The organism is Pseudomonas sp. NPDC088444 (assembly GCF_044900175.1).
Lineage (GTDB): Bacteria > Pseudomonadota > Gammaproteobacteria > Pseudomonadales > Pseudomonadaceae > Aquipseudomonas.
In genome coordinates this window covers 34,764-52,753 of record NZ_JBJDNK010000002.1, presented here as the reverse complement: position 1 = coordinate 52,753, position 17,990 = coordinate 34,764, and the positions used below count along the sequence as shown (strand labels likewise).

General features: G+C 58.6%; 24 protein-coding genes. 11 read left to right on the top strand and 13 right to left on the bottom strand.

The window, feature by feature from the left end; all coding sequences use genetic code 11:
- The first annotated feature begins 47 nt into the window (after positions 1-47).
- Positions 48-281, top strand: a complete 234-nt coding sequence (locus tag ACI2KB_RS04600; RefSeq protein ID WP_404631872.1) for a hypothetical protein — start codon at positions 48-50, stop codon at positions 279-281.
- 516 nt (positions 282-797) lie between these two features.
- Complete coding sequence (locus tag ACI2KB_RS04595) at positions 798-1,016, top strand: hypothetical protein (protein WP_404631870.1); 219 nt, start codon at positions 798-800, stop codon at positions 1,014-1,016.
- Positions 1,017-1,047: 31 nt separating this feature from the next.
- Here the strand turns inward: ACI2KB_RS04595 and ACI2KB_RS04590 are convergent, their stop codons facing one another.
- From ACI2KB_RS04590 to ACI2KB_RS04580, 3 genes are all read right to left on the bottom strand, one after another.
- Positions 1,048-1,362 (bottom strand): DUF6021 family protein, encoded by a 315-nt coding sequence (locus tag ACI2KB_RS04590; RefSeq protein WP_404631868.1) that lies wholly within the window; start codon positions 1,360-1,362, stop codon positions 1,048-1,050.
- Positions 1,363-1,650: 288 nt separating this feature from the next.
- On the bottom strand, positions 1,651-1,869 hold the full coding sequence (locus tag ACI2KB_RS04585) for a hypothetical protein (protein WP_404632758.1): 219 nt from the start codon (positions 1,867-1,869) through the stop codon (positions 1,651-1,653).
- Between the two features lie 77 nt (positions 1,870-1,946).
- A complete protein-coding gene (locus ACI2KB_RS04580; RefSeq protein ID WP_404631866.1) occupies positions 1,947-2,201 on the bottom strand; it encodes a hypothetical protein in 255 nt (84 codons plus the stop codon).
- Between the two features lie 271 nt (positions 2,202-2,472).
- Between ACI2KB_RS04580 and ACI2KB_RS04575 the strand changes: the two genes are divergently transcribed.
- Positions 2,473-2,703, top strand: coding sequence for a hypothetical protein (locus ACI2KB_RS04575; RefSeq protein WP_404631864.1), 231 nt, complete (start codon positions 2,473-2,475; stop codon positions 2,701-2,703).
- 273 nt (positions 2,704-2,976) lie between these two features.
- Here the strand turns inward: ACI2KB_RS04575 and ACI2KB_RS04570 are convergent, their stop codons facing one another.
- From ACI2KB_RS04570 to ACI2KB_RS04560, 3 genes are all read right to left on the bottom strand, one after another.
- On the bottom strand, positions 2,977-3,963 hold the full coding sequence (locus tag ACI2KB_RS04570; protein WP_404631862.1) for a methyltransferase: 987 nt from the start codon (positions 3,961-3,963) through the stop codon (positions 2,977-2,979).
- Positions 3,960-5,324: an iron-containing redox enzyme family protein gene (locus ACI2KB_RS04565; protein ID WP_404631860.1), complete on the bottom strand. Its 1,365-nt coding sequence runs from the start codon at positions 5,322-5,324 to the stop codon at positions 3,960-3,962. Before ACI2KB_RS04565 ends, ACI2KB_RS04570 begins: the two co-directional genes overlap by 4 nt.
- A gap of 138 nt (positions 5,325-5,462) precedes the next feature.
- Positions 5,463-5,696: a hypothetical protein gene (locus ACI2KB_RS04560; protein ID WP_404631858.1), complete on the bottom strand. Its 234-nt coding sequence runs from the start codon at positions 5,694-5,696 to the stop codon at positions 5,463-5,465.
- A gap of 111 nt (positions 5,697-5,807) precedes the next feature.
- Between ACI2KB_RS04560 and ACI2KB_RS04555 the strand changes: the two genes are divergently transcribed.
- On the top strand, positions 5,808-6,068 hold the full coding sequence (locus tag ACI2KB_RS04555) for a DUF1652 domain-containing protein (protein WP_404631856.1): 261 nt from the start codon (positions 5,808-5,810) through the stop codon (positions 6,066-6,068).
- A 39-nt stretch (positions 6,069-6,107) separates the two neighbouring features.
- On the opposite strand, the gene ACI2KB_RS04550 is transcribed toward ACI2KB_RS04555, so the two are convergent.
- Together ACI2KB_RS04550 and ACI2KB_RS04545 are read right to left on the bottom strand one after the other, a co-directional pair.
- Positions 6,108-6,386 (bottom strand): hypothetical protein, encoded by a 279-nt coding sequence (locus ACI2KB_RS04550; RefSeq protein WP_404631854.1) that lies wholly within the window; start codon positions 6,384-6,386, stop codon positions 6,108-6,110.
- 76 nt (positions 6,387-6,462) lie between these two features.
- Entirely contained in the window at positions 6,463-6,981 is a 519-nt protein-coding gene (locus tag ACI2KB_RS04545) for a DUF4142 domain-containing protein (RefSeq protein WP_404631852.1), read from the bottom strand.
- Between the two features lie 97 nt (positions 6,982-7,078).
- On the opposite strand from ACI2KB_RS04545, the gene ACI2KB_RS04540 reads away from it, so the two are divergent.
- Complete coding sequence (locus tag ACI2KB_RS04540) at positions 7,079-7,291, top strand: DUF6555 family protein (protein WP_404632756.1); 213 nt, start codon at positions 7,079-7,081, stop codon at positions 7,289-7,291.
- A 79-nt stretch (positions 7,292-7,370) separates the two neighbouring features.
- Here the strand turns inward: ACI2KB_RS04540 and ACI2KB_RS04535 are convergent, their stop codons facing one another.
- From ACI2KB_RS04535 to ACI2KB_RS04525, 3 genes are all read right to left on the bottom strand, one after another.
- Positions 7,371-7,670 carry an RcnB family protein gene (locus tag ACI2KB_RS04535; protein ID WP_404631850.1) on the bottom strand — a complete coding sequence of 100 codons (300 nt, stop codon included), beginning with the start codon at positions 7,668-7,670 and terminating at the stop codon, positions 7,371-7,373.
- A 477-nt stretch (positions 7,671-8,147) separates the two neighbouring features.
- Complete coding sequence (locus ACI2KB_RS04530; protein WP_404631848.1) at positions 8,148-9,044, bottom strand: EamA family transporter; 897 nt, start codon at positions 9,042-9,044, stop codon at positions 8,148-8,150.
- Entirely contained in the window at positions 9,041-10,321 is a 1,281-nt protein-coding gene (locus ACI2KB_RS04525; RefSeq protein WP_404631846.1) for an MFS transporter, read from the bottom strand. Before ACI2KB_RS04525 ends, ACI2KB_RS04530 begins: the two co-directional genes overlap by 4 nt.
- A 135-nt stretch (positions 10,322-10,456) precedes the next feature.
- On the opposite strand from ACI2KB_RS04525, the gene ACI2KB_RS04520 reads away from it, so the two are divergent.
- On the top strand, positions 10,457-10,915 hold the full coding sequence (locus ACI2KB_RS04520; RefSeq protein ID WP_404631844.1) for a winged helix-turn-helix transcriptional regulator: 459 nt from the start codon (positions 10,457-10,459) through the stop codon (positions 10,913-10,915).
- Between the two features lie 75 nt (positions 10,916-10,990).
- On the opposite strand, the gene ACI2KB_RS04515 is transcribed toward ACI2KB_RS04520, so the two are convergent.
- Positions 10,991-11,905 carry a LysR substrate-binding domain-containing protein gene (locus ACI2KB_RS04515; RefSeq protein ID WP_404631842.1) on the bottom strand — a complete coding sequence of 305 codons (915 nt, stop codon included), beginning with the start codon at positions 11,903-11,905 and terminating at the stop codon, positions 10,991-10,993.
- 240 nt (positions 11,906-12,145) lie between these two features.
- On the opposite strand from ACI2KB_RS04515, the gene ACI2KB_RS04510 reads away from it, so the two are divergent.
- On the top strand, positions 12,146-13,249 hold the full coding sequence (locus ACI2KB_RS04510; protein ID WP_404631840.1) for an MFS transporter: 1,104 nt from the start codon (positions 12,146-12,148) through the stop codon (positions 13,247-13,249).
- Positions 13,250-13,302: 53 nt separating this feature from the next.
- Here ACI2KB_RS04510 and ACI2KB_RS04505 read toward each other — a convergent pair whose 3' ends face one another.
- Positions 13,303-14,205, bottom strand: coding sequence for an AraC family transcriptional regulator (locus ACI2KB_RS04505; protein ID WP_404631838.1), 903 nt, complete (start codon positions 14,203-14,205; stop codon positions 13,303-13,305).
- A 103-nt stretch (positions 14,206-14,308) separates the two neighbouring features.
- On the opposite strand from ACI2KB_RS04505, the gene ACI2KB_RS04500 reads away from it, so the two are divergent.
- The 4 genes from ACI2KB_RS04500 to ACI2KB_RS04485 are packed head-to-tail and all read left to right on the top strand — an operon-like array spanning position 14,309 to position 17,987.
- The gene (locus tag ACI2KB_RS04500; RefSeq protein ID WP_404631836.1) at positions 14,309-14,869 is read left to right on the top strand and encodes a carboxymuconolactone decarboxylase family protein; all 561 of its coding nucleotides are present in this window, start codon (positions 14,309-14,311) and stop codon (positions 14,867-14,869) included.
- Positions 14,870-14,912: 43 nt separating this feature from the next.
- A complete protein-coding gene (locus ACI2KB_RS04495; RefSeq protein WP_404631834.1) occupies positions 14,913-15,983 on the top strand; it encodes an acyl-CoA dehydrogenase family protein in 1,071 nt (356 codons plus the stop codon).
- Positions 15,980-16,831 carry an ABC transporter ATP-binding protein gene (locus ACI2KB_RS04490; protein ID WP_404631832.1) on the top strand — a complete coding sequence of 284 codons (852 nt, stop codon included), beginning with the start codon at positions 15,980-15,982 and terminating at the stop codon, positions 16,829-16,831. The genes ACI2KB_RS04495 and ACI2KB_RS04490 overlap by 4 nt, the downstream gene beginning before the upstream one ends.
- Positions 16,788-17,987, top strand: a complete 1,200-nt coding sequence (locus ACI2KB_RS04485) for an ABC transporter substrate-binding protein (protein WP_404631830.1) — start codon at positions 16,788-16,790, stop codon at positions 17,985-17,987. The genes ACI2KB_RS04490 and ACI2KB_RS04485 overlap by 44 nt, the downstream gene beginning before the upstream one ends.
- Positions 17,988-17,990: the final 3 nt, after the last annotated feature.

Below are 17,990 nucleotides of genomic sequence, written 5' to 3'. Positions count from 1 at the left end.
TTCGAAATCGGTAGGTCGCGGCCTTTCCGTGGCCATGCGAGGTGAGTATGAATAGCTCAGCAGGCATTCCTGGCGGCACCGAAAACGCCGTCGATTCGATTCAGCCGCTGGAGCCGGGCGGGCCGGACGTGATCCCGACGCCACCAGCGATCAGTGAGCCGGGGGCCGAGGATGATCACATTCCTCTGCCATCTGACGATGAGGCCCCGGTAGAGGAGGAGGGCGCTACGAAGGTGGAGCGAAACAATTCATTGACGCCTGAGCATCCAGGGGAAATTTGAAAAGTTGTCGACCCTTCAGGCCCGGTCGCCTTGAGCAACCGGGCCCGTTGAGCCTCTGGCTACCGCATCCACGAGTTCCAGCAGTTGTTGCCGAGAATAGGGCTTTGACAGGCGGGGGACTTCGGGAATTTGTCCAGGTGCTATAGTTCCTGGCGATATAGAGTCCCTGGTGGTATAGCGCGAGGCCTCGACACGGCAGGGGCGCAGTGACTGTACCCTGATCATAGGTCATGGATGATTCATTACGGGCCACTGTATCCAATCCAGTGAATTCATTGTTGGATTCTCCCGCAACGGCATAAGGAACCGAGGGCACAAGGCGGCTAAGCGAGTCCAGTGGCAGTTGTGCGGTTTCGACTGGGAGAAGTTCACTGTGCCGTTAGTCCAGACAAGCCTCGAGACGTGTCGAAAACCCCTTCTGTCGGTGGTTTCGGTGGCGGATCGAAATTCACCGAACCTTTGCCGGCAGGCTCTGCCTCATGTGTAAGTCTATCGACGAACGGCAAGGAGAGCCTGATGACCAGCAATACTCGATCCCCGCGTCAACTCGAAAGTTTGCGTCGTATCCGAGAGTGGCACTTGGATAGCGCGCTGCGCGCACAACTGGATGGACGAGATGACGAGTCACGTTTTCATATGCACTACTACCGATTGTTAAAGTCGGCGGTCGCGGATCCCGAAACCGATACCGTTGACGGGGCCGCTGCAACAGCCTCAGTGCCCTACGGCAACTGAGGCTGACGCCAGGGGCAAAGGCTGTAACGCCTTAAGGTGCAGGGTCGTTACTGGTGCGAGCCGGGTGCAGCGGGTCAACTTGAGGATCAGACACATCAGGTGAGTCGGGGTCGAAGCCTAATTCTTCCTCATCACTGGATTTACCGGTTTTATCATCAGTCTGAGCATCAGGATCCGAGCCGGGATTAACCGGTGGGGGATTCCAGTCCTCTGGTCGTTCTTCCGTACCTTGTTTGGGCTCCGAAGCGGTTTTTTCGAGGCCTGAATCATGACCTTCTCCGGTACTGGAGACCCCTTGAGTCGGCCCGGGATAAGCAGCCTCCGGTCCGTTGTTATCGATTGACATGGCAATTCTCCTCTCTGAACGCAGTTCATCCGCGCATGAAGTTCAGAGAGGTCGCAGACGTTATAAGTGCACCAAGAGCGACGGGCGGAGCAGGTTTGTGTCGAGCGGCTCAGTACCGCCGGAATGCGTTCAAACTCAGTGTAACTTTCTGGGAGATATCGGCTTCCTTATCCGCATGGATACGCGACTCAAGATGCTCCGTCCTGCTTGAGCAAGGTGCGACCGTCAACGGACAATCTGATGAGTCCGCCAACTTCCAATGGGCACTGAAGGACTATCCACCGTGAATCAAGGTTCGCGAGATTGATGATGGCGCAGGTTTTTTGTGAAACCACGGAGGTTCAGGGCGAATAAAGCGATTTGCAGAATGATCAACGCGTAGGCGTGGACAGGCCAGCCCCAAAGAATCCACAAAACATTACTGGCGATAAAGGCCCAGAATCCCATCATGCGTCGACGAGGTTGCTGCGAGCCTATGAGCCACGCGGCTATTACGGTCACAACCATCGCTGGCCATTGCAGCCAGTCCAAATCGTTCAAATGATCGATCTCCTTAAAATAAGTTGACAGGCGATGCTCATCGGCTACTTACCTGCGCCGTATGCGTCCATTCGAGTTGCGGCTCTGTTCTTTAGAAAACCTCTGACATTCATCCCGCAGAGCGTGATGTCCAGCAGCGCGAGGGCGTAGGCTTCGATATAGAACCCCCAAGCAACCCACAGCAGGTTTCCAATAATGAATATGGCGAAAGCCGTAGTCCGTCTCTCGGCTCGCTTCGATCCGACCAGCCAAGAGGCCAAGACGATAGCCAGCATCGCCGGCCATTGAACCCAGTCCATGTCGCTCCCTACGTTCTGAGGCAACCCTATGTCATTCCGCTATTTGAGACTAATCCGCCGGTGCCATTGACGTTGAACGTGGCGATCTTTAGATCCTGCACCTTTGTGTACCTACGAATAGTCCGAACCTGTTCATGTGAGGGTTCGTCATCCGCAGAGTTCGCACTTTATCGCCTCAGCACGACCATTCGAGAACTTCATCGAACGCTGGGGCAGGCCCCGATCTCGAAATCAGGAGATCGCGAATCTCTTGTGATCAAGCGAGGTGCTTATGAACAGTTCCGCAATACCCGGTGATGATAAAGATGCTAATGATCCAATCCAGCCACTGGAACCCGAAAGTCCAGACGGCATGCCCGACCAGAATCAGGACGACGCTCAAGAGCAAACGAACGACAGCAAGCCCGCGCCAATCCTGGATGGTGACATCTTGGTGGATGAGGATATGTCGGATGTCGAGGCCAATGATTCCGTGTCGCAAGAGCATCCGCCTCAGCGCTGAAGTGGCGCAGATCAGGATGAGCAGCAGCTGGCCAACCGGAGGCCAGAACGAGGTGAGCCATGGGTAAGAAGATCAGCGCTACAGACCTCGACATTGACCTAGGAAAATCGGATGAACGCGCGTTGTTCAAGTGGTTCATCGCCAGCTTTTTGATGGGCAAGTCGTACTGAATTTCCTTTCGATTGAAGTCCAGTCGATCCTTCAGCGATCCGAACGTGACTGCATGAGAACCCGCCTGGACATCGACCGCTGAGCGCTGGGCGATCACTGGCCTCATGAGAGCCTGGTCACGGTCAGTACCACCGCCGCAATTCGTTCCGCGCGTGAGTAAATGTCGGTCTCAAGTTCTTCTCCAAAGACATCAGGATCGACCTCGCGATACGACCAGCTATAGCCTGGCTTGTCCACCAGTGGTCGGGCGTGTTTCAAAAACAGATCCATCCCGTCAACCCAAGGTGAGCCGGTGTAGAGTACGAGGCTGCCGCCTATCGTCAGGCGGCTCATGGCTTGATCCACAATACGTACAGACAACTCCGAACCCAGGCGGTCCCCGCCGTGGCGGTAGGCGCGTTTCCGGCTGTCCTGCATGTAGGGCGGGTTGGCGACGATCAGATCGAAATCGCCAGAGGCGCTGTCGAGTAGATCGCTGTGCCATGCAGAGACATTATCGGTCTCAGCCAGCGCGGCGTTCACGGCTGTAAACCTCAGCGCCGTGGGGTTGATGTCTAGCGCCAGTACTTGGGCGTCGTGCCTGGCCTTGGCGATCAGGATGGCGCCCGCTCCACTCCCACAGCCTATGTCGACTGCCGTCCGGATGGGATGCGTCGAGGTGCGCAGGTGCTCCTCGATGGCCTGTGCAAACCGGTAGGTGTCAGGGCCGAAGAACACTGAGTCGTTCGAGACGGTGGGGAAAGCGGAGTGCACGAACAGATGATCGTGCAGGCTCGCCCAACGTACTTCGCTGATCCACAGGCCGGCATGGGCGCGCAGGATGCCCCGGCTGAGCAGGGCCTCGAGTTCTGCCTCGGGGAGTAGCTCAGAAGCAAAGGGTCTGTTCCAACCGAAAATGTCTCTGAGGTCGCGTGCCTGATGATTCTCGGCACGGCTGTTATTGCGCTGGTGAGTGACTGGGGTAACGGTAATGAATCGATAGTCGTCTGCCAGAAGACGCCGTCCCAACTGCAGCAGCGCCAGATCATGGGTTTGATCTTCGGGGTTGATCACATCGAGGGGCTGGGAATGGACAATAGCTTGGCTCATCGGATTGAAGATCCTTCGGCAAGTTGGCGGGAAAACACACGGGTAGCATCCAGGCCGTCTGGGGTGGAATGCATGGACGGAGACAGGAGGGGGGTCAGGTGCTCAATGGATAAACACCCTGAGGCTGTTGATGGGCGCTCAACACAAGGTGCTCGACGACGGAATTGCGCGCGAAATGGGCTGGCTTTTTTCAAGAGGTGTTCTGCCCGCCAACTCCCCGCAATCCAGTCCCACAGCAGCTGCATTTCATAGCCGCTGAACACCCCGAACATCGCTGCACCCGGGCCATTGCACAGTTGCCAGAAACGGCTATCAGCCGGATCTTGATGTCGTTTGATCCACCCCTTGTTTTCGAGAGCGGCAAGAAAGGCTCGGCAACGCCCGGGCTCAGAAAGCCATTCATTGACCGTCATGCCATCGAGGCGGCAATAGTCAGAATGCATGTGCTGTCCGAATGCGCATTTGCGTTCCAGCATCGCGACGACTTCCTGCTCAAGATCGAAGCTCGAAATCACAGCCTGGGTGCCTTTGCCCAGCTCGTTGAGGAGATACCCCGTGCGCATCCGTGCGATGAATTCCTCTCGCGAGTCATCGGTGGGCAAGAGATCGAGTACGGCTTGCACGGCCTTGTAGGCGTGGCCCGTGCTGGCGTTGTCGATGGTGACGTGGAGGGTGAAATAGTAGGGGTCGATGCCCAGTTCGTTAAGCTCGAATGCGGTAATCAAGAGATGCAGCGGCAGTTGCTCATAACCCAGGTTGTAGCCCAGCACCTCGGGCAGATACGCGTGGCCTGCATGCCCCAATGCCAGTTGGATGGCGCCTTGTACGTAGTACGCCTGATCAAGCACTTCACGCGGCGCGCAATCATGATCTGCCAGCAGTTTGCGGTAGAGCACGACGTGATTCATGGCTGGATCGCCATCGCCTAGTTCTTCCAGATACGTGCGAATCAGAGGGTGATATCGCCAGTCACCCGCATGATTCACTGCGCCATATAGCCATGCGCCGTCGACCAGTTTGGTCGGTGCCACGTGCTGCAGGAAGTACAGAGCGTGGGCTTTGTTGATAAAGAATTCTCTTCCATGCCCGTCGTGTCGACTTTCCAGATAGTCGCGATAGGCGCTTGCCACCTGTCTTGCGTTGCCCTCGATCCACGCTGCCCAATTGCTGGGGTCGTCAGGAAGCGCTACGGCGTCAGTGTGCTGCCGGGCAAGCGTCAGCTGAGCGTTCAGAAAATCCTGAATCACTGGAAAGGCGACGTCCTGAGGTCGGTTCAAGAGGGCGTGATAGATGGAGACCGCGTCTGATGTTTGCGTCGGTTTCGAGATCAGGCGGTCGGCGACACTTCGCAGAGAAGTCATAAGTAGGCCTACACAGTTTTCTTGGTATGTAGGTGAGAGAAAGGCTTGGAGGATTAATTCAACGAAGTTTGATCGGAGTGGACAGATGACACCGCGGACGTGACCGGAAGGGCGGAGTCAGTATTCCTGGTGCCTGGGTCATCCGGGGTGTGTGGCTTCCACGATGGTTGCGAGGATCTGCTGCATTTCGTCGACGCAGGCCTCCAGCCGTTCGAAGCTGAGCAGCAGGCTTTGCCGTGAATCCACCGTCTGATGGCCGGAAAGCTCATGGCGTTCAGAGGTGTGTCGTTCAGCGAGAGCTTGAATAGCGCTACGCAGTCTGAGCAAGTGCCCTGCCACCTCTGCTTCAGCGTTGGGATGGGAATGGTTCATATGCCCTCCTGACAGGTGATGGGAACGTTTCTGTCGCCGCCTTCAGGCCGAAAGATTGAATTAACACAATTGTCTCGGAGTCGACCGCACACACAAAAAAAGGAAAACACCATGTCTATTTCTCTGCTTGAGTTACGCCACATCATCGAGTCAGGATTTTTGCCTCTCGAATGTCGATGCACGTCACCTTCGGCCAATGAGTTAACCATCGAAATCATCGACCGAGCCACGGGTGCCAATTTAGCGGTAGGTGGGATTGATATCGCGACGTTGGGCACCAGTCGGGCCATCTCGGAATTGATAGGAGAGCTTCGAGCCGAGTTTGCCGCCATGCCCCACACCAAGAAACAACTGCCTCCTAAAATTGCGTGATCAGCCGCTTTATCGCTCCAGTAGGTGGAAAGCAACAGGTCATGATCCACCTACCTCGAACCTGATCCAGCCCCCGTTCCCATGCTCTAGATAATCAATGATTTCTCCTGAAAGCGATGGCCCTCCTGAGGTGCAAATCTGCACGTGTTTGAAACCCGTGGGACGATTCAAATGACCCACGAAGTCCACCAAGCCTAGCCCTTTCGGATATTCACTCCTGAGCTTGATGAAAGCGATGGTGTGCAGGCGACGCGTATGCAATGGATCTTTGCCAGCAGAAACACACAGCGAAGCGATACCGTCGTAAGAGATGACCATAACGAAATCCTTTTCTGCGCGTGGTGAAATGCGCCGCCGTTGATAAGCGCGGCGCAGGTGGTGTCAGTTCGCGGCATCACCTCGCGGCATCACCGCCATGGGCTTTCGCTAGCGCCTTTGCATGCTCCAGGTGGGTCTTCAGTTTTGGCAGGGTGTCGGATGCGAAAGCTTTGAGTTCCGCATCCTTGCCGTCGGATACCTCTTTCTCGAACAGCTCAATGGTCGCTTCGTGAGCCTTGACCTGATTGTTGGCGTACGCCTGATCGAACGACTTGGCGCCTCTGAGTTCAAGAATCATCGCCTTCGCTTTGTCGACCAGCTCAGCACTGTCAGATACCTCAAGATTTTTCGCATCGGCAATCGACTTGAGTTTGGCGTTGGCGGCAGTGTGGTCTTGGACCATCATGTCAGCAAAGCTTTTCACATCGGCGGCTGTACCCTTTTCCTGGGCCAGCTTCCCGGCTTCCACTTCCGCCACGCCTTTGGCAGAGGCGTCTTCTACGAAATCATCGTCCTGAGCTGCGTAGGCCAGGGGAGTACCCAACGCAGCGATGAGGGCGAACGCTGGAACGGATCTTTTTATTGGATTGAACATGCTGAATTCCTCTTCATTCCTTGATGGACAACGGCTGTCCATGGAGTAGGGAGCGGTGCACTGGACGCATCGTTCCCAGTATTTGCCGAGCGGAAGTATTCACTATCGGATCGACTGCCTACTGAACGGTGCCTACAAGACGTTCTACATTCGGGCAACTGATATGAATAACGCGCAAGCGTGGCACTGGGCGAACGTGGACGCTGGGATCGGCCAGCTCCCTAATTATCGAACTGATCCCATCAAAAAGCTGAGTCAACCCCAAGCGGAGAAGCTCGGCGTCACCGATGTAGAGTGGAAGCTGGGGTGACGCCGCGACTGTCAGGGCTAAGCCCATCTGTCGAACATGCTTCTCAACGGTAGCTGAGGAGGTTGTGGCCTCCTGAGGACTATTTGTCGACCATCTCCTTGATGGTGCCCGTAGGCACGCTGATCAAGGCGTATTTGCCTTTTATTTGCACCCATTGCTCGTGTTCAGTCGGCGCCTTCAAGTGGCGGCTTTTCCAGTCTTTGACCTCCATGCTTTCACGTTGATATTCATCGGGGACAGGATCACCCACTTTGTATTCCCTGTCCCCGGTACCAGGGCGATCCAGCGTAACGCTGGGATCATCTGCCGCATAAGAGACGGTTGAGACTGCGCATAGCAGAGCCATGGCTAAAGCAACGATGGGTTGTCTGGACTGCATAGGTCATTCCTTCGGTGGCAACATCCTGAGGATGTTGAGTGGTGGATGCCTGTGGTCACCGCACTTGATGTGGGGACACGGCAATGATCATCGGTACAAAGTTGAGGCGGCTTCGACCGTCAGCAGGGTCACCCCGGCACAGAAGATCACCATTCCCAGCATCAGCCTCGGGCGAGAAATGAAACTGGCAACAGCTCGGGAGTTTTTAAGGTCATCCAAGGTTTGCATGGTGTGTGCTCCGCCTTATCAAATCCGGAAAAATCCGGACGGGCCGTGAAAGGCCCGATTTTAAATCCGTCCCTTAAGATGAGTTCCTCAGCCCAGTATCGTTCCGAGTGATAGATCACTGGAGCATCGGAGTGGCAGAGTTACGCAAGTTAAACGTGCGTACTGGCGGCGTGCCTACAAAGATGGAACGCTGGCAAAGCAGGCTTGCCCACCTCTTGTATGAACAATCGAGACTCAACACCTGACACGTCAGCGCTGTGGCTGTATCGGTCGGTTGATCAGTGCGCTCATGAGCCGTTGCCCGTACAGCCCCACACCCAGGCCTGTCACGATGAGCACCACGGCGACGATTTTGTTGAGTGACAGGTTCTCGTTGAAGATGATCACGGAGCCGAGCAGGCCGAACACCGGCACCAGCAGCGATAGCGGCGCAATCGTGGAGACCGGATAGCGTTTCATCAGGGAATTCCACACCCAGTAGCCGAACAAGGTGTTGGGGTAAACCTGAAACAGGATCGACAGCACAGCGCGATCGTCCATCTGAGTGATCAGCGTTTGATACCCGGTTGTGCCGTTCACCGCGAAATCGAGGGCAAACAGCGCAATGGGTGAAAACGCGCTGGACCACACCAGAAAGGCAAACACGTGCGGGGTCTTGGCCTTCTTGTTGATCACGTTCGCCACGCTCCACGCCAGCGCCCCCATCAATACCAGCGCCAGGCCGCTCGATGTCACGCTCCCGTCGACGATAGCAATGATGCTGAGCAAACCGCAGAAGGCGATGGCCATTCCAGCGATCTGATAACGGGACACTGTTTCTTTGAAGACGCGGGCGCCCAGCAGGATGGTAAAGAACGCGCTGAATTGCAGCACCAGCGACGCGATGCCCGCCGACAGCCCCGACTGGATGCCCAAGTTGACCACGCCCCACAAACCGACGCCAAAGACCAGACCATACCCAGCGAGGTAGCGCAATGGGACATCCGGTTTGGGTATGAAAAATATCGCGGGGAGGGCGCACAGGGTGAACCGCATGCCGGCCAGGATGAACGGGTCGACGGTGGCAAGTCCCAGTTTGATGACCGAGAAGTTCACGCCCCATATCGCAGTGATCGAGATGGCAAGCAGCAGGTGTCTGAGTTTCATGGGGATCTTCCTTGACGGGAGGTTGAGTAACGGGCGGTGACAAACCACAGGAGCAAAGCGGTGGCGCTGATCGACGCGCCCAGCAGGCTGACGGCAGGCCATCCGTAGCGTTCGTAGGTCTGGGTTGCAGCCGCAGCGCCAAGGGCGCTCCCAATGGAGTAGAACAACATGTAGGCGCCGACCATGCGGCTTTGGGCGTCCGGCCGTGCGGCAAAGATCAGGCTTTGATTGGTGACGTGAACGGCCTGAACAGCGAAGTCGAGCACAATCACGCCGCAGGCAAGGGCGAGCAGTGAGGTCTGGGCGAAGCCGATGGACAGCCATGACAGCGTCAACAGGCCCAGAGCGATGCCGCTGACTCGCTGGCCGAGACCTTGGTCGGCCCAGCGACCGGCTCTTTTCGCAGCCAGCGCACCGGCCACACCTGCCAGGCCGAACAAGCCGATGGCCGTGTGAGACAACGAGAGCGGCGGTGCGCTCAGCGGCAATACCATCGCCGTCCACAACACGGAAAATGCAGCGAAGATGAGCAGGGCCAGCAACCCCCGGAGTTGCAATACCGGCTCACTCAGCAGCAATGTGAACAGTGAACGGATCAGCCCCGCATACGTGCCGCCGGTTCGCAAAGGCGGGGCATCGGGCACGCATTTGAACAACACCGCAGTAAGGGTCAGCATCAGCCCCGAAGAAGCGAAATACACCGCTCGCCAATCGGCCATATCAGCGATCAGCCCGGACGTGAAACGTGCCAGCAGAATCCCCAGCACAATGCCGCTGGTCACGGTGCCGACGGCCTGTCCGCGCTGTGAGGGTGGCGCCAGCACTGCCGTGTAGGCAACCAGCACCTGAACAACCACGGCCATCAGGCCGACGATGACCATGGCGCCCAAAAGGACTGGCCATGCCTGTGACGCGCCGACGCCCGCAAGTGCCAGGGCGCAGATTCCGGTCTGAGTCAGCACCAGCCGTTTGCGATTAATCAGGTCGCCCAGTGGAACGAGAAACAGCAACCCCAGCGCGTAGCCGACGTGAGTCATGGTGACCACGATGCCGATCAGCCCCGACGCGACGCCCAGACTTTCAGCCATGGAATCGAGCAGCGGCTGAGCGAAGTAGACGTTGGCGACGGCCAGTCCGCAGGTCACGGACAGCAACAGGCTAAGTGACGCGCCAAGACCGGTGGGCGGTGTGTCGGCATCCGGATTTTCGCCACGAGGCAGCCCCGTTGAGCCGGGTTTTGGCGGGTGACCCGAGGGTGATTTGAACGCTGCTGTCATAACGTCTTCCATGCAGGTAATCTGGTTGCAAATCGAAACCTGACTGGATTTTTGCTTGATCTTGTTTCAAATTGCAACCGGATTTGTACGGGTCAAGTCGCTTCCACACAGCCCCATGATTGGAAAGGTAGAAAAATGGCTGACACCTTTTTGCACGACGCTCGGGAATGCCCGGTCGCCAGATCGCTTGAGGCGATTGGTGATCGCTGGTCGTTGATGATCATTCGCGACGCGTTCGACGATATCCGCCGTTTCAGTGAATTCCAGAAGAGCTTGGGGGTCGCCAGGAACATTCTGGCGTCACGGCTCAAAGCGCTGGTCGAGATCGGCGTGTTCGACATCTGCCCGGCTTCGGACGGCAGTGCTTACAAGGAATACGTGCTGACAGACAAAGGGCGAGCGATTTTTCCGGTTGTGGTCAGCCTGCGGCAGTGGGGCGAGCGTTTTGAGTTTGAACCTCATGAGACGCGCTCGCTGTTGTTGGACACTGCATCCGGCCAGCCGGTGATGCCACTGGTGGTCCGTTCAGCCAGCGGCGAGCCACTGGGGCCGTCTGATTGTCATCGGATCAGGGTTGTCGCTGGAGGGGACTGACCGGGGTTAGCACACCGGGCGAAGATGCCGTGTCCGCGCAGCGCTGTGTTTACCGACGCTCTGAAGACGATTGCATCAAGCCCCAACAGGCGACTGATCCCCGCATTCGGATTTCAACCAGTCGAGGATCGCGCGAATCTCTGGCGAGTTCTGTCTCCCCGGAGAACACAGAAAGTGATAGCCGGTGTCACTGTCCATTTCCTCATCGAGTAACTTCTGCAGCGCTCCCGTGTGCAGTTCATCCGAGATGTGCGAGGTCCGGGCCATGGCCACTCCCAAGCCCCGTATGGCCGCAGAAACGGCCATGTTGGAATGCGGCACGACCAGTGCGCAATTGAGCGAGGAGCGTGTCAGCCCGTGCTTCTGAAGCCAGTAGTCCCAGGAGGGCGTCGAGATTTGCTCGCCATTGGCCATGCTCCTGGCGCGCAGGATGACGGGAAAATCGAGAACGTCCGCCGCGGTTTCAGGAGATCCCAACCGCTGGACGAGGGCAGGGCTGCAAACAGGAAAGATGCGTTCGGCCAGGATGAATTCCGAATACAACCCCGGCCAGGACGCCTCTCGCGCCTCAAGGCGTATGGCGGCTTGTCCGCTTGCATTGTCGAACCTGGAAAAGTCCTCGGTATTGAGCAGAATGCGGATACCCGGGTGTTTGGCATAGAAGGCCGAAAGCCGAGGAATCAGCCAGGTGTTGGCAAAGGAATCATGAACGAACAGTTCGATCGAAACGGGCCCCTGAACGTCTCTGTCGAAGCGTGTGGCCAGCGCTGAGAAATCTTTTAAAAACCGGCGGACGATGGGCAGCAGTTCAACGCCAGCCTGGGTCAGCATCATCGCCCCGGCAGTCCGCGCAAAAAGCTCGGTTTCCAGCAGCTCTTCCAGTTGCCTGATTTGATGGCTGATTGCACTTTGCGTGACATGCAGTTCCAGCGCCGCTTGCGAGAAGTTGAGGTAGCGGGCGCAAGCTTCAAACCCCCTGAGCGCGGCCATCGAGGGAAACTTTCTAGCGGCCATCATCGAGGCTCTGAAGCACATTCATAGGGCATTAAATCCTTTCATTAACCACGGTTCCTTTGGTCGGGACACAATGAGCTTTCTCTGCCGCGATTGTCGACCATGACCTCTTTAGTCCCAGCGCCTGATTCGTCGGATACTAAACCAACCACACGTAAAAGTACGCTCATCGCGGCATGCACCGCGCACGCAACGCATGACGGGCTGAGCGACTTGGTGTACGTGTTCCTGCCAGTTTGGCAGGACATGTTCATGCTCGGTTACGTAGGCTTGAGCGTGCTCAGAAGTGCCTACGCATTGACGTTGGCGGTATTGCAAATACCCGCCGCGTCGTTGTCTGCGAGGATTCGACCGACGAAGCTGCTTGTCCTGTCAACGGTCATCACCGCGCTGGGCTGGTTGTTGGCGGGCCTGGCAGGTAGCGGGATTGCGCTGGGTGCGGCGTTGGTGGTCGCCGGGGTCGGCGCAAGTGTTCAGCATCCCATTGCATCAGGCCTGGTGTCACGTGCATACGGCAAGGCCGCCAAGCGGCCTCTTGGTCTCTACAACTTTGCTGGCGATGTCGGTAAGTCATTGCTGCCTGCCTCGGCGGCGGCATTGTTGGCTTATGGCGCCTACCGCGATGTGGTGATGGTGTACGCGGGCGTCGGACTGTGTGCGGCATGGGGCATCGGAGCACTGCTGAAAAACGCCGGCACCCTGGCTGAGCATGCGACGAGTCAAAAAATTTCCAGCACTGGCGAAGGGCGCGGTAACCCACTCGGATTCCGGGCATTGCTCGTCACTGCAGTGCTGGACAGCGCCGTGAGGATGGGGTTTCTCACGTTCCTGCCCTTCGTCATCAAGGCCCATGGCGGTTCGCTGACGCAGACGGGACTCAGCCTGACGCTGGTTTTCATTGGTGGTGCGATCGGCAAGTTCTGCTGTGGCTGGATGGCCGATTCCTGGGGGAGCGCCAGAACGATCATGCTGACGGAGGTCGCGACCGCCGTGCTCATTGTGGCCGTTCTGGTCGCGCCGCTGACAGTGGCCATGCTGGTCCTGCCTTTGCTCGGCGTGGTGTTGAACGGCACCTCTTCGGTGCTCTATGGTGCCGTCACCGATGTGGTTGAGGCACCCGGGCTTGAGAAAGCCTTTTCGATTTTTTACACCGGCACGATTGGCTCCGGTGCACTGGCTCCGGTGCTGTACGGCTATGTGGGCGACCATGCCGGTATCACCGTTGCGGTGACTGTCATTGCGATCACTGCTGCCGTGTCGTTTCTGCCTGTCACGGTCATGGCGGCCAGGCACCGGGATCTCTTTGAACAGCCGCGCTGACCCCCGTCTGTTCTTGAAGCAAACGGGCTGACTTAAAGCAGGAAGGGCGTGCCCTACTGACGCTTACGGTAAGCGCCCGGTTGTATCCCGACCACTTTGGTGAATGCGCGGGTAAAGGCGGCGTTGGACTGGTAGCCCACACTGTCGGCCACCGACTCCACGGTGTTGTTGGCCTTGAGCAGTTGCGCGGCATGACGCATGCGCAGGGCCAGCAGCACATTGCCCGGTGATTGCCCGGCGACTTCATTGAAGCGCTTGAAAAACGCCGAACGTGACAGCCCGGTGCACACCGCCATGCTTTCCAGCGTCCAGTTCTGCCCCGGTTCGGCAATCAGCTGCTCAAGCAAGGTCGCGAATACCGGTTGCCGAGCGAGCGCCACCAGTCCGCCGAGAGCGGGGTTGTCACTGACATGCTGGCGTAGCACGTAAAGAAACAGCAGGTGACTCAAGCGCTCCAGCAATGCCGCCGAGGGGCCGGGTACACGCTGACATTCTTGCAGGATCAGCTCGAACAGGCTGCGTGCTGCGCTGGAGGAAGGATCGTCGACACGCAGCACGATCACGTCCGGCAACGACTCGACGATCAGCGACGACAACCCCGCCCGGAAGTGAAAGAAACCGCACACCAGCCCGACGCCGTCCGTTGCACGATTGTCCAGCGCCTGCATGTCGACACGCGGCTGGCAGGCGGCGGTCTGGGGATCTTCCTCACCGGACAGTCGATAAGGCAGATCACGCACCAGAAACACGGCGTCGCCGCTGTCCAGTCTCAGCCCGTGCGCTTGGCCATCGATGTGCAGCCAGCAATGGCCCTGCACCAGCAGATGGAAGCTGGAGCGTGCCAGGCCTTGTGTCGTGGCGTGCCAGCCACCGCAGTATCGGCCGACGTGGAACACGCTGGCGTCCAGTTCAAGGCTCTCTAATAACCAATCGACAAGGGGGCTGGAAGAATTCATCTAAGGGAAACACTCTGGAGCAAGTAATCGCTACTTTAGAATATGGATCGAAATTTTTATAACCAACACACTTGTCGGACGCCCTGTTTCGAGGAGTTCCTACATGTCACGCATTACCGTTCACACACCGCAAAGTGCCCCTGAGGCCGCCAAGCCGTTTCTGGAAAACGCGCTCAAAGCCAACGGCTACATTCCCAATCTGCTCGGCGCACTGGCCAATGCACCGGCTGCGCTGGAGACCTACCTGACCGTGTCCGGCTTGAACGGCAAGGCTGAGCTAAGTCTGGCAGAAAGGGAAGTGGTGCAATTGATTGCCGCCACCCAGCATGGCTGTGGTTTTTGCGTCGCCGGGCATACCGCTGTCGGCCTGAACAAGGCGCGTCTTGCTCAGGACGTGGTGGATGCGCTGCGTGCAGGTCATACGTTGCCGGACGCCAGACTGGAAGCCGTGGCGGCCTTCGCGCGTGAAGTCATTGCCACGCGCGGCAACGTCAGCGATGAGACTTACGCCGCTTTTCAGGCCGCCGGTTACACCCAGGGTAACGCGCTGGAAGTGATCCTCGGGGTCAGCCTGGCGACGCTGTGCAATTTCGCCAACGTCTTTGCGCGCACCGAGCTGAACCCTGAACTGGCCAAATACCGCTGGCAGGGCCTGGCAGGCTGATGCTGCGCCTATTTTCGATCCAAGATGAACAAGGAAGCAGACCATGTTTGATCCGGCTCTCGGCCACTGGCTCGACGCCCGCGCCCAGGCGCTAGACCTCGGCACCCAGGAGCCGGAGGACGTGTTGACGCAACTGGCTGGCGCTGATGTCCTGCGCATTGGCGTCGCCGCTGAGTCAGGTGGCGCCGGTGGCACGGTTGCTGATGCGGTGGAAGCCGTGGCGGCAGTTGCCCGGCATTCGCTGGCCGCCGCGTTTGTTTTCTGGGGGCAACGGGCGTTTATTGAATACCTGCTGCAAAGTCCGAACGCCGGTCTGCGTGAGCGTCTGTTACCGGATTTGCTGCAGGGTCGGCTGGCCGGGGCCACCGGGCTGTCCAACGCAATGAAGTTCCTTTCCGGTATCGAGACGCTGCAGGTCCGGGCCGCCGATCGCGATGACGGTTGGGCGCTGGAGGGCCGTCTGCACTGGGTGACCAATCTGCGCAAGAGCGGTTTCGTGGTCGCGGCGGCCATCGAGCCACAGGCGGGCCAGCCTCCGTTTGTACTGGCGATCCCTGAGGGCCTCCCGGGTGTGCGCCGTTCGGACGATCTGCAACTGATGGGCCTGCAATCGAGTAACACGGCAGCGCTGGATTTCACGGATGTAGCGCTAAGCCGCGACTGGTTGCTCCACGAAGATGCCCGGCAGTTCCTGCCTGCGGTACGCCCCGCCTTTCTGGGCTTGCAATGCGGCATGTCCATCGGGCTGGCGCGTCGTGCGCTGGAAGAGGTCAATACCCACCTCGCAGGCACCCGTTCCGTGTTAAGTGATGAGTATCAGACCCAGCGTCATCGTCTCGAAGCCGCTGTCGATGAAGTAAAAGCCGGTTTGCTCGATGGCCGCTTCCTGGCCCGTCCTGCCGAGCTGTTCCGCCTGCGCATCGCCCTGGCTGACTCGGTGGCGAACGCGGTGCAACTGGAACTGCAGGCCAGTGGCGGCAAGGCGTTTCTCAGTGCATACGGCAGCGACTTTGCCCGGCGCTGGCGGGAGTCGGCCTTCGTGCCCATCGTCACGCCAAGCCTGGTGCAACTGCGGGCCGAGTTGCAGCGTCAAGCCGGAAATCACGCAGCATGAGCGGCGTACTGCAAGCGTCAGGCATCAGTCTGGGCTATCCCGGCGAACAGGGCTGGCACACGGTGCTGCAAGGTTTCGACCTGCACGTCGAAGCGGGCGAAGTGGTGTCGATACTCGGCCCCAGCGGCGTTGGTAAATCCAGCCTGTTGCGGGTGCTGGCAGGGTTGCAGAGCGCCCGTGAAGGCGGCGTTAGCGTTGGTGGCGAACGTCTCAGTGGGCCGCACCCGCGTATCGCCGTGGCCTTTCAGGATCCCGGCCTGTTGCCCTGGCTGACGCTGGAAAAGAATGTCGCCTTCGGCCTCGATTTCGCCAGTCAACCGGTGCTGGAGGCGGCAGAGCGAAAGAGGCGGGTCGAGCAGGCGATCGCTGAAGTCGGCCTGAGTCATGCCCGTACCTATCACCCGGCGCAATTGTCCGGGGGCATGGCTCAGCGCACTGCGCTGGCCCGTTGCCTGGCGCGCCATCCGGACGTGTTGTTGCTCGACGAACCTTTCAGCGCACTGGACGAAGTGACGCGCGCCGACATGCAGCAACTGGTGTTGGACGTCACTGCCCGGCACCGCACGGCCGTGGTGCTGATTACCCATGACATCGACGAAGCCTTGTTGCTCTCCAACCGCATCCTGTTACTGGGTAACACCCCGGCGCGGACGGTGGGGGAGTGGCGCATCGACCTGCCACGGCCAAGGGCCGACCGGGTCGAGGAACTGGGCGTGTTGCGTGTCGACATCCTTAAAACCCTTCGGCGGGCGAGCCGCACTCCTCAATCCCATCCTGAAACGCTCGAATCGCCGGAGAATGGCCATGTGCCTGGACGACTTCACTCACACACGTCGCGACTTTCTTAAACTCGGCGCGTTGCTGACCGCAGCCGGTGCCTTGCCGCTGCTCGACAGCCTGCAAGCCCGTGCCGCGAGTGAGCCTGACGCTCCGGTGCGCATTGGCTACCTGCCTATCACCGACGCCACGCCGCTGCTGGTGGCGCACAACAACGGTCTGTTCGAAGCCGAAGGCATTCAGGCCGAGCGCCCCGTGCTGTTGCGCAGTTGGGCGCAGGTGATCGAGGCCTTCATTTCTGGCCAGGTCAACGTCATCCATTTGCTCTCGCCAATGACCATCTGGGCGCGCTATGGCAGCAAGGTGCCCGCGAAGATCGTCGCGTGGAACCACGTTGGCGGTTCAGGCCTGACGGTGGCTCCGCAGATCAGCGAGGTTCGCCAATTGGGCGGGCAATCCGTGGCGATTCCGTTCTGGTATTCGATCCATAACGTGGTGGTGCAGCAATTGCTGCGTGACAACGGCCTGACCCCGGTGAGCAAACCGGCGAACGCCGCCTTGGCCAGCAACGAGGTCAATCTTCTGGTGCTGCCGCCATCGGACATGCCACCTGCGTTGGCCAGCAAGCGCATCGCCGGGTTCATCGTTGCCGAGCCGTTCAATGCGCTGGCCGAGGACCTTCAGGTCGGGCGGATCCAGCGCTTCACCGGCGACGTCTGGCGTAACCATGCCTGCTGCACCGTGTTCATGCACGAGCATGACCTGAACAACCGTCCAGCGTGGTCGCAGAAGGTGGTCAATGCCATCGTCAAGGCGCAAGTCTGGACCCGCGACAACCGCGCCGAAGCGGCAAAACTGCTGTCTCGCGATGGCGACAATCGCTATACGCCTCATGCGCAAAGCGTGCTGGACCGGGTGCTGGCGCCCGCAGTCAGCGAGCGGCAAGGCTATTTGGCCAGCGGTGCGATCCGGCATGCGCAGTGGGACGAGCACCGTATCGACTTCCAGCCGTATCCATTTCCCAGCTACACCGAAGAACTGGTGCGGCGCCTGAAAGGCACCTTGATAGAAGGCGACAAGGGCTTTCTGGCTGCTCTCGACCCTCACCAGGTGGCCAGCGATCTGGTCGATGACCGCTTCGTGCGTAACAGCATTGCCGCGGTCGGTGGGCTGAAGACGTTTGGCCTGGCGGAAAGCTTCCAGCGAACCGAGGAGTACGGCGCGTGACGA

What these genes read in the sequence shown, in the direction of transcription:
- ACI2KB_RS04600 (WP_404631872.1), top strand. Translation starts at nt 48, where the DNA reads ATGAATAGCTCAGCAGGCATTCCTGGCGGCACCGAAAACGCCGTCGAT.
- ACI2KB_RS04595 (WP_404631870.1), top strand. Translation starts at nt 798, where the DNA reads ATGACCAGCAATACTCGATCCCCGCGTCAACTCGAAAGTTTGCGTCGT.
- ACI2KB_RS04590 (WP_404631868.1), bottom strand. Translation starts at nt 1,362, where the DNA reads ATGTCAATCGATAACAACGGACCGGAGGCTGCTTATCCCGGGCCGACT.
- ACI2KB_RS04585 (WP_404632758.1), bottom strand. Translation starts at nt 1,869, where the DNA reads ATGGTTGTGACCGTAATAGCCGCGTGGCTCATAGGCTCGCAGCAACCT.
- ACI2KB_RS04580 (WP_404631866.1), bottom strand. Translation starts at nt 2,201, where the DNA reads ATGGACTGGGTTCAATGGCCGGCGATGCTGGCTATCGTCTTGGCCTCT.
- ACI2KB_RS04575 (WP_404631864.1), top strand. Translation starts at nt 2,473, where the DNA reads ATGAACAGTTCCGCAATACCCGGTGATGATAAAGATGCTAATGATCCA.
- ACI2KB_RS04570 (WP_404631862.1), bottom strand. Translation starts at nt 3,963, where the DNA reads ATGAGCCAAGCTATTGTCCATTCCCAGCCCCTCGATGTGATCAACCCC.
- ACI2KB_RS04565 (WP_404631860.1), bottom strand. Translation starts at nt 5,324, where the DNA reads ATGACTTCTCTGCGAAGTGTCGCCGACCGCCTGATCTCGAAACCGACG.
- ACI2KB_RS04560 (WP_404631858.1), bottom strand. Translation starts at nt 5,696, where the DNA reads ATGAACCATTCCCATCCCAACGCTGAAGCAGAGGTGGCAGGGCACTTG.
- ACI2KB_RS04555 (WP_404631856.1), top strand. Translation starts at nt 5,808, where the DNA reads ATGTCTATTTCTCTGCTTGAGTTACGCCACATCATCGAGTCAGGATTT.
- ACI2KB_RS04550 (WP_404631854.1), bottom strand. Translation starts at nt 6,386, where the DNA reads ATGGTCATCTCTTACGACGGTATCGCTTCGCTGTGTGTTTCTGCTGGC.
- ACI2KB_RS04545 (WP_404631852.1), bottom strand. Translation starts at nt 6,981, where the DNA reads ATGTTCAATCCAATAAAAAGATCCGTTCCAGCGTTCGCCCTCATCGCT.
- ACI2KB_RS04535 (WP_404631850.1), bottom strand. Translation starts at nt 7,670, where the DNA reads ATGCAGTCCAGACAACCCATCGTTGCTTTAGCCATGGCTCTGCTATGC.
- ACI2KB_RS04530 (WP_404631848.1), bottom strand. Translation starts at nt 9,044, where the DNA reads ATGAAACTCAGACACCTGCTGCTTGCCATCTCGATCACTGCGATATGG.
- ACI2KB_RS04525 (WP_404631846.1), bottom strand. Translation starts at nt 10,321, where the DNA reads ATGACAGCAGCGTTCAAATCACCCTCGGGTCACCCGCCAAAACCCGGC.
- ACI2KB_RS04520 (WP_404631844.1), top strand. Translation starts at nt 10,457, where the DNA reads ATGGCTGACACCTTTTTGCACGACGCTCGGGAATGCCCGGTCGCCAGA.
- ACI2KB_RS04515 (WP_404631842.1), bottom strand. Translation starts at nt 11,905, where the DNA reads ATGGCCGCGCTCAGGGGGTTTGAAGCTTGCGCCCGCTACCTCAACTTC.
- ACI2KB_RS04505 (WP_404631838.1), bottom strand. Translation starts at nt 14,205, where the DNA reads ATGAATTCTTCCAGCCCCCTTGTCGATTGGTTATTAGAGAGCCTTGAA.
- ACI2KB_RS04500 (WP_404631836.1), top strand. Translation starts at nt 14,309, where the DNA reads ATGTCACGCATTACCGTTCACACACCGCAAAGTGCCCCTGAGGCCGCC.
- ACI2KB_RS04495 (WP_404631834.1), top strand. Translation starts at nt 14,913, where the DNA reads ATGTTTGATCCGGCTCTCGGCCACTGGCTCGACGCCCGCGCCCAGGCG.
- ACI2KB_RS04490 (WP_404631832.1), top strand. Translation starts at nt 15,980, where the DNA reads ATGAGCGGCGTACTGCAAGCGTCAGGCATCAGTCTGGGCTATCCCGGC.
- ACI2KB_RS04485 (WP_404631830.1), top strand. Translation starts at nt 16,788, where the DNA reads ATGTGCCTGGACGACTTCACTCACACACGTCGCGACTTTCTTAAACTC.